This is a genomic window from Aurantiacibacter sp. MUD11 (genome assembly GCF_026967575.1).
Lineage (GTDB): Bacteria > Pseudomonadota > Alphaproteobacteria > Sphingomonadales > Sphingomonadaceae > Alteraurantiacibacter.
The window spans coordinates 1,695,971-1,708,564 of the sequence record NZ_CP114054.1 but is presented as its reverse complement, the minus strand read 5'-3'; the positions used below and the strand labels follow the sequence as shown (position 1 = coordinate 1,708,564).

The 12,594-nt window shown below is 67.3% G+C and carries 12 protein-coding genes; 1 reads left to right on the top strand and 11 read right to left on the bottom strand.

All coding sequences use genetic code 11. From position 1 onward, the window contains the following. Positions 1–8: 8 nt before the first annotated feature. The 7 genes from OZN62_RS08510 to pabB form a co-directional block, all read right to left on the bottom strand. The gene (locus OZN62_RS08510; RefSeq protein ID WP_269099169.1) at positions 9–797 is read right to left on the bottom strand and encodes an exodeoxyribonuclease III; all 789 of its coding nucleotides are present in this window, start codon (positions 795–797) and stop codon (positions 9–11) included. Between the two features lie 248 nt (positions 798–1,045). Continuing rightward, on the bottom strand, positions 1,046–1,717 hold the full coding sequence (locus tag OZN62_RS08505) for a LolA family protein (protein ID WP_269099168.1): 672 nt from the start codon (positions 1,715–1,717) through the stop codon (positions 1,046–1,048). Between the two features lie 97 nt (positions 1,718–1,814). After that, the gene (rpmG, locus tag OZN62_RS08500; protein WP_047006750.1) at positions 1,815–1,982 is read right to left on the bottom strand and encodes a 50S ribosomal protein L33; all 168 of its coding nucleotides are present in this window, start codon (positions 1,980–1,982) and stop codon (positions 1,815–1,817) included. A 134-nt stretch (positions 1,983–2,116) separates the two neighbouring features. Further along, positions 2,117–2,521, bottom strand: a complete 405-nt coding sequence (gene arfB, locus OZN62_RS08495; protein WP_269099165.1) for an alternative ribosome rescue aminoacyl-tRNA hydrolase ArfB — start codon at positions 2,519–2,521, stop codon at positions 2,117–2,119. Next, a complete protein-coding gene (locus OZN62_RS08490; protein ID WP_269099164.1) occupies positions 2,521–3,177 on the bottom strand; it encodes an RluA family pseudouridine synthase in 657 nt (218 codons plus the stop codon). The genes arfB and OZN62_RS08490 overlap by 1 nt, the downstream gene beginning before the upstream one ends. Continuing rightward, entirely contained in the window at positions 3,174–4,352 is a 1,179-nt protein-coding gene (locus OZN62_RS08485) for a pyridoxal phosphate-dependent aminotransferase (protein WP_269099163.1), read from the bottom strand. Before OZN62_RS08485 ends, OZN62_RS08490 begins: the two co-directional genes overlap by 4 nt. Next, the gene (gene pabB, locus OZN62_RS08480) at positions 4,349–6,160 is read right to left on the bottom strand and encodes an aminodeoxychorismate synthase component I (RefSeq protein ID WP_269099161.1); all 1,812 of its coding nucleotides are present in this window, start codon (positions 6,158–6,160) and stop codon (positions 4,349–4,351) included. The genes OZN62_RS08485 and pabB overlap by 4 nt, the downstream gene beginning before the upstream one ends. A gap of 55 nt (positions 6,161–6,215) precedes the next feature. On the opposite strand from pabB, the gene OZN62_RS08475 reads away from it, so the two are divergent. Then, positions 6,216–7,808: a helicase HerA-like domain-containing protein gene (locus OZN62_RS08475; RefSeq protein ID WP_269099160.1), complete on the top strand. Its 1,593-nt coding sequence runs from the start codon at positions 6,216–6,218 to the stop codon at positions 7,806–7,808. Here OZN62_RS08475 and OZN62_RS08470 read toward each other — a convergent pair. The 4 genes from OZN62_RS08470 to OZN62_RS08455 form a co-directional block, all read right to left on the bottom strand. Next, positions 7,798–9,216, bottom strand: a complete 1,419-nt coding sequence (locus tag OZN62_RS08470; RefSeq protein ID WP_269099159.1) for a sensor histidine kinase — start codon at positions 9,214–9,216, stop codon at positions 7,798–7,800. The genes OZN62_RS08475 and OZN62_RS08470 overlap by 11 nt on opposite strands. Before the next feature lie 22 nt (positions 9,217–9,238). Next, positions 9,239–9,976 (bottom strand): response regulator, encoded by a 738-nt coding sequence (locus OZN62_RS08465; protein WP_269099158.1) that lies wholly within the window; start codon positions 9,974–9,976, stop codon positions 9,239–9,241. After that, entirely contained in the window at positions 9,973–10,551 is a 579-nt protein-coding gene (locus OZN62_RS08460; protein WP_269099156.1) for an EF-hand domain-containing protein, read from the bottom strand. Before OZN62_RS08460 ends, OZN62_RS08465 begins: the two co-directional genes overlap by 4 nt. 228 nt (positions 10,552–10,779) lie before the next feature. Beyond that, positions 10,780–12,588 (bottom strand): aminopeptidase P family protein, encoded by a 1,809-nt coding sequence (locus tag OZN62_RS08455; protein WP_269099155.1) that lies wholly within the window; start codon positions 12,586–12,588, stop codon positions 10,780–10,782. Positions 12,589–12,594 lie beyond the last annotated feature (6 nt).

Genomic DNA, 12,594 nt, shown 5'->3' with positions numbered 1-12,594 from the left:
GGGGCCGCTCAGAGGTCGAACTCCGTGATCAGCGGCACGTGGTCGCTGGGCTTTTCCCAGTTGCGCGTGTGCTCGGCGATGCGGTGTGCGCGGCTCTGCGCGGCAAGGTCGGGCGAGGCCCACATGTGGTCCAGCCGACGCCCGCGGTCCTTCCCTTGCCAGTAGGTGCGGTAGGACCACCACGAGTAATTCCGTTCGGGCGCGGGGATGTGCTTGCGGCCAAGGTCGACCCAGTCGTGGGCGCCCTGCAGCTTGCCCAGCGTCTCCACTTCCAGCGGCGTGTGGCTGACGACCTTGAGCAGCGCCTTGTGATCGTAGACGTCGCATTCGAGCGGGGCGATGTTGAAATCGCCCACCAGCAGCGTGGGCCGGTTGATCTCTTCCGACCAGCGGGTCATGCGTTCGAGGAAGTCGAGCTTCTGCCCGAATTTGGGATTGGCCTCGCGGTCGGGAACGTCGCCGCCGGCGGGGATATAGACGTTTTCCAGCACCAGCCCGCCGGCATCCGGGATCTCCACCCCGACATGCCGCGCCTCGCCGTTGTCCTGCCAGTCGTGGCGCGAGAACTCGCTCATCGGCAGGCGGCTGACCGTGGCGACGCCGTGGTAGCCCTTCTGCCCGTGGATCGCCTGGTACTCGTAGCCGAGTTCGGCGAAGGCCTTGGCCGGAAACTGGTGCTCCTGGCACTTGATTTCCTGCAGGCACAGCACGTCGGGCGATTCCTCGCGGAGGAACTGCTCGACCAAAGGCATGCGCAGGCGGACGGAATTGATGTTCCAGGTAGCGATAGAAACCATGCGCATCACCTAGGCGGGAGCAGCAGATAAAAAAACCCCCGTCGCGGGGGCATAGTGCGACGGGGGTTCCTTTAGAGCGTTCGTCACGCTTCTACAGATGCGCGGCATGTATCGAGGATCAGGGCAACAGGGGGGAAACCCGCCTCACCACGCATCTATGGGAGTAAATCTAGGGAATTTTGCCTGTCTGGCCAATGAATATAGCGGTCGTTTTGTCGTAAATTTACAACCGCTCGGCCACAAGCTGTTTATCCCGGGCGACGAGATGCCCGGCGCGGGTCGCGGAAGCGGAATTCGCTGTCCGAGACGCTCATGCCGTAGCGATGGTTGCGCAGGCGCACCGTGGTGCGCTGGTTCTGCGAATCCAGGGCCACCCAGCTGACCAGCTCCAGCCCGCCGGGGGCCGAGGCATTTTCCTGGAAAATCAGCGTCAGCTGCGGGAATTCCGGACGGTTAGGGTCCTGCACCTGGATGCTGACCACGCCGCCGCTGGCGCGCTGCAGCGTGCCGTAACGGCGAATGTCGCGATTGGGATCGAGCAGGGCGCCAAGCGGGCTGTCGCCGATGGGATAGCGTTCCACCTGGTTCACTTCGTAGTCGACGAAGGTCAGCGCGCTGCCGTTGGACACCACCAGCAGGTTCACGTCGTCCGAGTATTCGAAGCGGATCTTGCCGGGGTTCTTCAGCGTCAGTTCGCCCGACAGGCTGCCGCCGTTGCGGTCCGTCTGGGTGAAATCGGCGCGCAGGGTGGTGATCGAGCGCAGCGCGTTGGCGGCGCGGTCGAGCTGGTTCGCCTGCACCTGCGACTGCGCATGGGCAGGGGCAAGCGGCAATGCCAGCGTTGCGGGGACGGCAAGCGCCATGCCGCCAACGATCGCGGCGGTGATGGGCTTGCGAAGATAGGTTTTCAAGGCGTTCATACTCTCACCAGATGTGGGCGGAGCGTTGAACTATCACTGAACCGAGGCGGTTCCCGCCGTTCAGCATGGGGCGCGACCAAGTGTGCCGTAAGGCCTCTTACTTGATCTTGCCTTCCTTGTACTCGACGTGCTTCTTCGCGATCGGATCGTACTTGCGGAAGACGAACTTCTCGGTGTGGTTGCGCGGGTTCTTCTTGGTCACGTAGAAGTGGCCGGTGTCCGCGGTCGAGTTCAGGCGGATCTTGATGGTTGCGGGCTTCGCCATGGGTCTGCTCTCAAAAGTATCGAAAGGGCGCGTTCGGCCCGAAAAAATAAGGGCGGCGCACGCGGCACCGCCGTTCCGGCGCGGCCATTGCGAGAGAATCGGTAAAAAGTCAAGTGATCGAGTAGCGCGAAACGCTACAGATCGACCTTGCCGCGCAGGGCCTTTTTCTGCCCGTGCGCCTTCTTGCTGGCGAGGCGCTTGGTCTTGCCCACGCGGTTCACGCGGGACTTCGCCCGTTTCTTGGGTTCGCGGCAGGCCGATTCGATCAGTTCCGCCAGCCGTTCGCGCGCCTCGCGCCGGTTGGCTTCCTGCGTCCGGTTGTTGCGCGCGTCGATCACTATCTCGCCCGCCTGGTTGAGGCGGCTGCCCGCCAGTTCCTTCAGCCGGTGGAACACTCGCGGCGGCAGGCCGAGGGCATAGATGTTCACCCGCAGCTGCACCGCGGTCGCCACCTTGTTGACGTTCTGGCCGCCGGGGCCGGATGCAGCGATGAAGCTTTCCTCGGCGATGGCGTTCGCCCGCTCGAGGATCTTGCCCATCAGGCCGCGCCCAGCGCCACGAAGTCGGCGGGCAGCGGCGCCTCGGCCACGATGTCCGGCTTGCCCTCGCGCGGGACCACCAGCTTGCTGGCGTGCAGCATGGTGCGGGTGACGCGCGCATCCTTGTGGCCGTAGACCGGGTCGCCCAGCAGCGAGCGGGCGAAAGTGTGTTCGGCATGGACGCGGATCTGGTGGGTGCGGCCGGTCTCCGGGCGGAATTCCACCAGCGTCAGCCCGCCGGGCAGTTCGGCGCGCTTGGTCCAGTGCGTGACGGAGGGCTTGCCCTTCTTCGCCGGGATCATGCGCCAGCCCTTGGCTTCGCTGCTGATCTTGGTGAGGGCGATGTCGATCGTCCCCTCGTCGCCATCCACCGGCCCGGCGACAACGCCGAGATAGGTCTTCTGCACCAGCTTTTCCTCGAAGGCGCGGTTGAAGCGCTTCAGGGCCTTGGGATTGCGCGCCAGCAGCAGGCAGCCGCTGGTGTCGGTATCGAGGCGGTGCACCGGCACCGGCGCGCGCTGGAAGCCGAGCTTCAGCGTGTCGAGGTAATCTTCCAGCGCAGGGCCGCCCTTGCGCGGGGTTTCGATGGGCAGGCCGGCAGGCTTGTCGATGACGAGCGCCTCGCCATCCTCGTAGAGAATCGGAATGTCGGTCATGCCAGCGCCTTTGCGATGCGCGCCAGGGCCGTGTCCAGCACTGCTTCGTCGGCGGCGAAGCTGATGCGGAAACCGTCCTTGCCGCCAAAGGCGCTGGCGGCGACTGTGGCCACGCCGTGGTCGAGCAGGTGCAGCGCCAGCTTGCGGTCGTCGCCGCCGAAGCGGTCCATCAGCGGCGCGGCATCGACGAGGCAGTAGAAGGCTCCGTCGGGCACCGGCGTGGAGAGGCCTGGAATGGCGTTCACCCGTTCCACCACCAGGTCGCGCCGGCGGCGGAAGGCCTCGCGCCAGTCGGCCAGGAAGTCCTGCGGTCCTTCGAAGGCGGCGACGGCGGCGGCCTGCGAAATGCTTGCGGGATTGCCGCTGGAATTGCTCTGCAGCTTGCCCATGGCGGAAATGATCCATTCCGGCCCGGTGGCGACGCCGATGCGGAAGCCCGTCATCGCGTGGCTCTTCGACACGCCGGAGACGGTGATGATCCGGTCGGCCAGGTCGGGGCACTCCACAGCCAGCGTGGCATGCGGGGCCTCGGTATAGATCAGCGGCGAATAGATATCGTCGGACAGCACCAGCACCTGCGGGCGCCGACGCAGCACCTCGCCGATGCCGCGCAGCATCTCCGCCGGGAACACCGCGCCGGTGGGATTGCCGGGCGAATTCAGCATCAGCCAGTTGGTCGATGGCGTGATCAGCGATTCAAGCTCCCCAGGGTGGAAGCGGAAGCCGTTGGCCGCGCTGGTGCGCAGGGGCACCACGGTGCCACCGCAGAAGCGCACCATCTGCGGATAGCTGACCCACCAGGGCGAAGGCACGATCACCTCGTCGCCGGGGCTGACGGTGGCGGCGATAGCCTCGAAGATCGCCTGCTTGCCGCCCGCCGTCACGATCACGCGCGAGGGATCGGTGGCGATGCCGAGGTCGCGCTGGAAATGCAGTGCCGCCGCTTCCTTCAGTCGCGCCGTGCCGGTGACCGGGGTGTAACGCGTGTCGCCGGCATCGAGCGCGGCCTTGGCGGCTGCGATCACGTGCGGCGGGGTGGCGAAATCGGGCTCGCCGACGCTCAGCGAGATGATGTCCTTGCCGGCTGCGCGCAGTTCGCTGGCGCGATCCGTCATGGCGGTGGTGGGCGATGCCTCGATGCGGCTGAGCGCCTGGCTGAGAGAGGGCGTGGTCATGGCACTTGCAGCGTCGCCGGCATCAGGCCGCGCAGCGCGTTGCCGATCAGGAAGCCGTGTTCGAGATCGCGCACGGTCAGGTCCGCCTCGCGCGCCTTGCCCTGCTCGATCAGCGCGCGGCGCAGCACGCCGGGCAGCAGGCCCAGCGCCAGCGGCGGGGTGAGCAGGATGCCGTCGCGCTCCACGAACACGTTGGTCCAGCAGCCCTCGATCACCTGTTCGCCGCGCACCAGCACGGCCTCGACCGCGTCGACCCGCTTCGCCACGCCAAGGGCCGCTTCGTAGAAGCTGCGGTCGCTGCTCTTGTGGCGCAGGCGCCAGTCGTGCGGCACGGTGGGGTGCGGCAGGACGATGCAGGGGGCGGGATCGGCCAGCGGTGCGGGCATCGGATGCGCTTCCAGCGTCACCGCACCCGAACGCGCCAGGACCAGGCGGACCTTGGCCGGCTTGTCCAGCTCGAAGCACAGCGCCTGGATGCGGTTGCGCGTCTCGTGCCGGTCGAAGGCAAAGCCCAGTTCCGCCGCGCTCGCCTTCATCCGTTCAAGGTGCAGCTCCAGGTATGGCATGCCTTGCTTGGGGTCGAAGCCCATGGTCTCGATCAGGTCATGACCGCCTGCCACGCCGCGCACGAAGGCGCCCTTGACCAGGCACTCGCGCCATTCCTCCATGCCTTCGCTGTCGGCGACGATGGCGCCGCCGACGCCCAGCACGGCCTTGTGCTTCTGGTTCTCGCCCGGCGTCAGGCGGATGGTGCGGATGCCGACGTTGAAGGCGGCGTCGCCGCCATGTCCGTCCTTGGGCGCGTCGATCCGGCCGATGCCGCCGCAATAGGGGCCGCGCGCATCGCGCTCGACCTCGTCGATCAGTTCCATCGCGCGGATCTTCGGCGCGCCGGTGATGGAGCCGCAGGGGAACAGCGCGTGCAGCATGTCGATCGCGCCCTTGCCCTCCTGCAGGTCGGCCAGGACGGTCGTCGTCATGGTGTGCAGCGTGGGATAGGTCTCCACCGCGAAGGGGTGCTCCACCCTGACGGTGCCCGCCTCGGCGACGCGCGACAGGTCGTTGCGCATCAGGTCGACGATCATCAGGTTCTCGGCCTTGTCCTTCACCGATGCCTGCAGTTCCTCGGCCAGCGCCTGGTCTTCCGCCTCGGTGCCGCCGCGCGGGCGGGTGCCTTTCATCGGCTTCACCTTGGCCGCGCTGCCTCGCAGCGAGAAGAACAGCTCGGGGCTGAAGGAAAGCAGCCAGTCGGACCCGTCGAAGATCAGTCCGCCATAGCCTGCCGCCGCCGTGGGGCGGATCTTGGCATAAAGCGTCAGCGGGTCGCCGCGCGCCGGGCCGGCCAGCGGGATGGTGAGGTTGGCCTGGTAGATGTCGCCCGCGCGAATCGCTTCCTGCAAGGTGGCGAAGGCATCGAGGTAGGCGCCGGTCGACACCTGCGGATCGAGCGGGCCGATGCTGGCTTCACCCCGCGAACGCGCGGCCAGCCAGTCCGGCATGTCGGCCGCGGGAATAGTCTCCGGCGCGTCGAACAGGCCCAGCCAGACCAGCGGACCGGCAGCGCCGGCGCGCTCCGCAGCCAGCGGCATGAGGCGGCCTTCCAGTGCCAGCCCCGCCTCGTAGGCGAGGTAGCCGGCGAGGTACTTGCCGCCCTCCACTCGCGCCTTGTCGGCAGCGGCCAGCACGTCCACCACCTCTTCCGCGCGGCGGGCGACGAACACCTGTTCCGGGTTGACGAAATAATGCGCATCGCTCGCACCGCTGGCGCGCGCGTCGTCTAGCAGCACGAAGGGAGACTTGCCTTCCATCCCCTCCGCTCTAGGGTCACTGTCAGATTACGGCAACATACGAATAAGGACCAGCATGGCCGATATTTTCCTGGGCAATGATCTCGACGGCAATCGGCAGGCGCTGGACCTCAGTCGCGCCAACCGCCACGGGCTGATCGCGGGCGCGACCGGCACCGGCAAGACGGTGACGTTGCAAGGCATGGCGGAGAGCTTCTCCGCCAATGGCGTGCCGGTGTTCGTGGCCGACGTGAAGGGTGACCTTTCGGGTATCGGCATGCCTGGCTCGCCCACTTTCAAGCACGCCGACAAGCTGGAAGGCCGGGCCAAGGAACTGGGCATGGACGACTATGCCTATTCGGATAACCCGGTAGTGTTCTGGGACCTTTACGGCGAGCAGGGCCACCCCGTCCGCACCACGGTTTCCGAAATGGGTCCGCTGCTGCTGGCGCGCCTGCTGGACCTGAACGAGACGCAGGAAGGCGTGCTGCAGATCGTCTTTCGCGCTGCCGACGAAGGGCTGGCCACCGACGGCAAGCCGACGCTGCTGCTCGATTTCGACGACCTGCGCGCGATGCTCGCCTGGGCCTACGACAATTCGAAGGAGCTGTCGGGCGAATACGGCAACGTGTCGAAAGCCTCGGTCGGGGCGATCCAGCGGCAGCTGCTCAGCTTCGAATCGCAGGGGGCGGACAAGTTCTTCGGCGAGCCCGCGCTGGAGATCGACGATTTCCTGAAGACCGACGAGCAGGGCCGCGGCTACGTCAACATCCTGGCCGCGGACCAGCTGATGCGCAGCCCCAAGCTCTATGCCACCTTCCTGCTGTGGCTGCTGGCCGAACTGTTCGAAAGCCTGCCCGAAGTGGGCGATCCGGAAAAGCCGAAGCTGGTGTTCTTCTTCGACGAGGCGCACCTGCTGTTCGACGATGCCCCGAAGGCGCTGGAGGAAACCATCGAGCGCGTGGTGCGGCTGATCCGTTCCAAGGGCGTCGGCGTGTTCTTCGTGACGCAGAACCCGATCGACATCCCCGAGGAAGTCGCCGGTCAGTTAGGCAACCGCGTGCAGCACGCGCTGCGCGCCTTCACCCCGCGCGACCAGCGGGCGATCAAGGCGGCGGCGGAGACTTTCCGCATCAATCCCGATCTCGATGTCGCGGAAGCCATCACCCAGCTGCGCGTGGGCGAGGCGCTGGTCTCCACGCTGGACGAGGATGGCGCGCCGACGGTGGTGCAGCGCACGCTGATCAAGCCGCCGCGCAGCCGCCTTGGCCCGCTGACGGCGAAGGAGCGCGCGATCATCCAGTCGGTCAGCCCGGTCGACGGCAAGTATGACGAGGCGGTCGACCGCGAGAGCGCCGAGGAAGTGCTGGCGCAGAAGGCCGTCGATGCCGCCGCCACGGCAGAGGAAGTGGCCGAAAAGGGTGAGGAAGAGGTCGGCAAGCGTTCGCGCAAGAGCCGCAGCATGTGGGACAAGGCACGCGACCGCGCCATGAGCGCCGCCGCCGGATCGATGGCTTCGGTTGCCGCGGCAGCGGTGACGGGGCGCCGGAGCCGCGCCAACCCCACCAGGACGGCGATTACCTCCGGCGTCGGCTCCATTGCGACCGACCTCGGCGGACCGATCGTCGGCCGCTTCGTGCGCAATATTATCGGCGGCCTTATGCGCTGAGCGGGATGCGGATTTCCGCCAGCAGACCGTCCACCCCGCCATCCTCACCGATGCGGTTGGACAGGGTGAGCGTGCCGCCGTGCTGCTCGGCGATGGCGCGTGCCAGCGTCAGGCCCAGCCCCGCGCCGCCAGTCTCGCGATTGCGCGAGGTTTCGCCGCGGGTGAAGGGCTGCAGCATGGCGTCGATCTGGTCCTCGGGAATGCCCGGCCCCTTGTCGGCAATGCGCAGGATGGCGTGGGTGTCGTCCTTCGACAGGCTGATGCGCGCCTGCTGGCCGTAACGCAGCGCGTTGCTGATGAGGTTGCGCAGCGCCCGGCGCAGCCAGGTTGCGCGCACCGGCAGGGCGACGCGTTCGGTCGGGCCAAGCGCGACGTTCCGGCCCATGTCCTCGTATTCCTCCACCACGCTGGCCAGCAGCGCGGACAGGTCGGTCCGCTCCAGCGGATCGCTGGGACGGCCCACGCGGGCCAGCGAGAGGATATCGTCGAGCGAGTTGGTAATGTCCTCGATGGTATCGGCCATGCGCTCGCGCTCGATATCGTCCTCGACACATTCGATCCGCACGCGCAGCGCCGCCAGCGGGGTCTTCAGGTCGTGCCCGATGGCGCCCAGCATGACGTCCTTCTCGTCGAGCAGGGCGGCGATACGGGCTTCCATCGCATTGTGCGCGGTAATCAGGCGACGCGTGTCCTCGGGGCCGGAGGGTGGCAGCGGATCGGCTTCCAGTTGCTGGCCACCGAAGCGTTCGACCCGCCGCGTAAGTACCGCCAGCGGACGGGTGATGCGGCGCAGCAGCAGGGCCAGCCCGCCGACCAGCACGAGGTAGAGAATCACCGTCTGCAGGATAACGCCGCGCAGCGATCCTTCTTCGGGTACGGGCATGGGGATGCGGGCGATCAGCCAGCGCTCTTCCCCGGTGCGCCGCAGGCCGGCGACCAGCAGTTCTCCGCGCTGCCAGGCCTCGTCACCCCGCCAGCGCGTGCCGTTGCGCAGGCCGCGCTGGACGAAGGGATCATCCATCACCGGGCGGCTGGTGACCACCAGGTCGGCGATGTCGACTCCCTGGTTCCCCAGCAATTCGCGCAGCAGGTTTTCGCGCCGGTCATCGCTGCTCTCACCCGGCAGCAGCGGGCTGGTCTCGCTGTATTGCATGCGCAGCACGCGGGGCCGGCGACGCATCGGATTGTCGCCGCTCGGATCCGCATCGACGCGAATGTCGATGCGCGGTTCGGCAACCAGTTGGAAGGCCAGCGCATTGGCCGCGCCGAATTCGTTGCGTGCCTGCTGCGCCCGGTACAGCAGCACGGCGGAAATGGTCTGCGCCACCAGCAGTGCCAGCGCTACCGACAGCAACATCTGGCCCAGCAGACTACGAGGGGGCAGGCTCTTGGGAAGGAAACGTCGCATCAGGGTCCCGGTCGGTTTCCGCTCAATCCTGTTCGGGTTCGAAGCGACGGACTTCGCAGGCGAGGCGATAGCCGCCGCCCCAGACGGTCTGAATCACCTTGGGATCGCGCGTGTCGGCTTCGATCTTGCGGCGCAGGCGGCTGACCTGGTTGTCGACCGCACGGTCGAACAGGTGCGCCTCGCGGCCCTGCACCATGTCGAGCAGGCGGTCGCGGTCCATCACCTGCTTGGGATGGTCCAGCAGCGCCCGCAGCAAGCGGAATTCCGCCGATGAAATCGGCACCAGCGTGCCTTCCGGGTCGATCAGCCGGCGCTTGAGCGGGTCGAGCTGCCAGCCGTCGAATTCGTAATGGGCATCGGCATTGCCGCCGGTCGGTGCGCCGCCCTTGGTGGCCCGGCGCAGGACCGAGCGGATGCGCGCGACCAGCTCGCGCGGTTCGAAGGGTTTGACGACATAGTCGTCGGCACCGATTTCCAGTCCGACGATGCGGTCGGTCGCCTCGCCCTTGGCGGTGAGGAAGATGACCGGCAGGTCCTTGCTTTCCACCAGGTGGCGGCACAGTGAAATGCCGTCCTCGCCTGGCATCATGATGTCGAGCAGGACGAGGCTGGGGGTCATCTCCTGCAAGGCGGAGCGCGCCTTGGCGGCGCTTTCGGCCTGGGTGACGTCGAACCCCTGGCGCGACAGGTAGTCGGCCAGGGGCTCGCGCAGGCTGGGCTCGTCATCGACGAGCAGCAACTGGACCTGCTCCTTGGTCATCCGGCGCGGTTTTCCCGGTGTTCGCGCATCCGTTCGCGCCGCTCGCCACGCTGGGCGCGGCGTTCCTCGGCGGTGACGGTGCCATCGCCATTGGCGTCGGTGCGGTCGAAACGGGCGAGCATGGCAGCCGCGAATTCGGCCTGGCTGATCGCGCCGTCGTTATTGGTGTCGGCGCGTTCGGCCATCATTCCACGCATCCCGCGCATGCCACCGCGACGGCCCATGCGCTGGCCGCGCATGCCGCGGCGTTCGCCAGCCTCGGCGCCGCGTTCGGCGCGGCGGGCCTGGCGCTCTGCCCGGTGAGCTTCGCGAGCGGCCTGCGCTTCCTCGAAGGTAACCGCGCCGTCACCATCGGCATCGGCGCGGGCGAAACGTTCGCGCTGGCGGGCTTCGCGGTCTGCGGTGTTGAGCAGGCCGTCGCCGTTGGCATCCATGCGGGCAAAGGCGGCTCCGGCGCGTGCTTCGGCGTCGGCGCGGGTGATATCGGCACCGCGCTGCGGGCGGTCCTGCGCTGCGGCGGTGCCGCTGATGCTCAGGCCCGTGGCGGCCAGGGCCAGGATGAGGGTCTTGTTCATGTCTACTCTCCGGTTCGAATGCGTAGAGCAACGGGGCGCCCTCAGGAAGGGGGGAGGTGAGGAAGTGACACCCCGCCGCTCACCGGGTCCGTTCTAGGCACCTGTTGTCGCATGAGTTTGCCCGAATCCGGGATTTTTGTCGCAGTTTGTCGCTCGGCGGGCTTGCCGTTCATCTGCCGCTTAACTGCGGTTTACCGGAGCTTCAGGACCGCGGGACCGCCCGCCCGATCACAGCGGCTGGCACGCCTCTTCCAGCCATTCCAGCACCTCGCCGGAAAGCTGCGGCGCGATGATCTCGCGCACCTTGGCGTGATAGTCGTTCCACCAGGCGATCTCGGCCGGCGAAAGCAGGTCGCGCTTCACCAGCGTACGGTCGATCGGCGCGAAGGTAAGCGTTTCGAAGCCCAGCCATTCGCCCTCGGCGCCGGCGATCTCGCGCGGCTCCACCAGCACCAGGTTCTCGATCCGGATGCCGTATTCATTGGCCTTGTAGTAGCCCGGCTCGTTGGAAAGGATCATGCCGGCCATCAGCGGCTGGTCGGTCCCCGCCTGCGCCCCGCGACCCTTGGCGATGCGCTGCGGGCCTTCGTGCACGCCGAGGAAGGCGCCGACGCCGTGGCCGGTACCGTGGGCATAGTCGACGCCTGCCATCCACAGGTGCTGGCGTGCCAGCGTGTCGAGCGCCGAGCCGGGAGTGCCCGGCGGGAAGGTCTGCATGTCGAGCGCGATATGGCCCTTCAGTACGCGGGTGAAGCGGTCGCAAACCTCGTCTGGCGGGCTGCCGGGCCCGACCCAGATGGTGCGGGTGATGTCGGTGGTGCCGTCGGGGTACTGGCCGCCCGAATCCACCAGGTAGACGCTGTTCGGCTCGAGCTTGCGGTTGCTGTCCTCGTCCACGCGGTAATGCGGGCTGGCGCCATTGGGGCCGGCGCCGGAGATGGTATCGAACGACAGGTCGCGCAGCAGGTCGCTGTTGGCGCGGCGCAGGTCGTGCAGCTTGGCGGCGGCGGACAGCTCGTCCACCTCGCCCTTCGGCGCTTCGACCGACAGCCAGTGCAGGAACTGCGCGATGGCCACGCCGTCGCGCGCCTGGGCGTCGCGATGACCCTGCTGTTCGGCCGGAGTCTTGATTGCCTTGGGCAGCACGGTGGGATCGTCCTCGGAGACGATTTCCGCGCCGACTTCGTCCAGTCGCTCGAAGATGGCGGCGACCGAACGGGCGGGATCGGCGGCGACGCGCTTCCCCGCCAGCTCGGCGAAGGCGGCGGAGAACTCATCGCGCGGACGGATGCGCACGGCATTGCCCAGCGCCTGCGCCACTTCGGCGGGCACCTTCTCGGGCGCGATGAACCAGTCGGCAGTGCCGTCTTCCTGCACCACCAGATAGGACAGCGCGACCGGCGTGTGATCGACGTCGGCACCGCGGATGTTGAGCGTCCAGGCCACCGAGTCGAGCGCGCTGATGACTACGGCATCCAGCTTGTTGTCGTTCAGCCAGCAGGCGATCTCGGCGCGCTTTTCGGCGCTGGTGCGGCCCGCCAGCTTGTCGTCCTGGACATAGGCCGGGGCGGGAGAGGGTTCGGGCTGGTCGGCCCAGACGGCGTCAATCGGGTTGCCCTCGACCGGCACCAGTTCGGCACCGACCGATTCCAGCTTCTTCGCCACTTTCTTGGCCCAGCCGCGCGTGTGCAGCCATGGGTCGAACCCGATCCGCGCGCCTTCGCTGACGTTGTCCGCCAGCCAGTCGGCCATCGAATCGTCGGGTACCGACTTGTATTCGTAGAGCTGCCCGCTCACCTGCTCGCGCACTTGCAGGGTGTAGCGGCCGTCGACGAACATGGCCGCCTTGTCCCGCAGGATCGCTGCGCTGCCGGCGGAGCCGCCGAAGCCGGTCAGCCAGGCCAGGCGCTGGGCATAGGCGCCGACATATTCGGACAGGTGTTCATCGCTGATCGGCACCACGAATCCGGCAAGGTCGCGCTTGGCAAGCTCCTTGCGGAGGGCGTCGAGGCGGGCTTCATGGGTCTGCATCAGCATTTCGTC

Bases quoted from the DNA above. Each gene is read 5' to 3' on its own strand.
- OZN62_RS08510 (WP_269099169.1), bottom strand. From the start codon at position 797: ATGGTTTCTATCGCTACCTGGAACATCAATTCCGTCCGCCTGCGCATG.
- OZN62_RS08505 (WP_269099168.1), bottom strand. From the start codon at position 1,717: ATGAACGCCTTGAAAACCTATCTTCGCAAGCCCATCACCGCCGCGATC.
- rpmG (WP_047006750.1), bottom strand. From the start codon at position 1,982: ATGGCGAAGCCCGCAACCATCAAGATCCGCCTGAACTCGACCGCGGAC.
- arfB (WP_269099165.1), bottom strand. From the start codon at position 2,521: ATGGGCAAGATCCTCGAGCGGGCGAACGCCATCGCCGAGGAAAGCTTC.
- OZN62_RS08490 (WP_269099164.1), bottom strand. From the start codon at position 3,177: ATGACCGACATTCCGATTCTCTACGAGGATGGCGAGGCGCTCGTCATC.
- OZN62_RS08485 (WP_269099163.1), bottom strand. From the start codon at position 4,352: ATGACCACGCCCTCTCTCAGCCAGGCGCTCAGCCGCATCGAGGCATCG.
- pabB (WP_269099161.1), bottom strand. From the start codon at position 6,160: ATGGAAGGCAAGTCTCCCTTCGTGCTGCTAGACGACGCGCGCGCCAGC.
- OZN62_RS08475 (WP_269099160.1), top strand. From the start codon at position 6,216: ATGGCCGATATTTTCCTGGGCAATGATCTCGACGGCAATCGGCAGGCG.
- OZN62_RS08470 (WP_269099159.1), bottom strand. From the start codon at position 9,216: ATGCGACGTTTCCTTCCCAAGAGCCTGCCCCCTCGTAGTCTGCTGGGC.
- OZN62_RS08465 (WP_269099158.1), bottom strand. From the start codon at position 9,976: ATGACCAAGGAGCAGGTCCAGTTGCTGCTCGTCGATGACGAGCCCAGC.
- OZN62_RS08460 (WP_269099156.1), bottom strand. From the start codon at position 10,551: ATGAACAAGACCCTCATCCTGGCCCTGGCCGCCACGGGCCTGAGCATC.
- OZN62_RS08455 (WP_269099155.1), bottom strand. From the start codon at position 12,588: ATGCTGATGCAGACCCATGAAGCCCGCCTCGACGCCCTCCGCAAGGAG.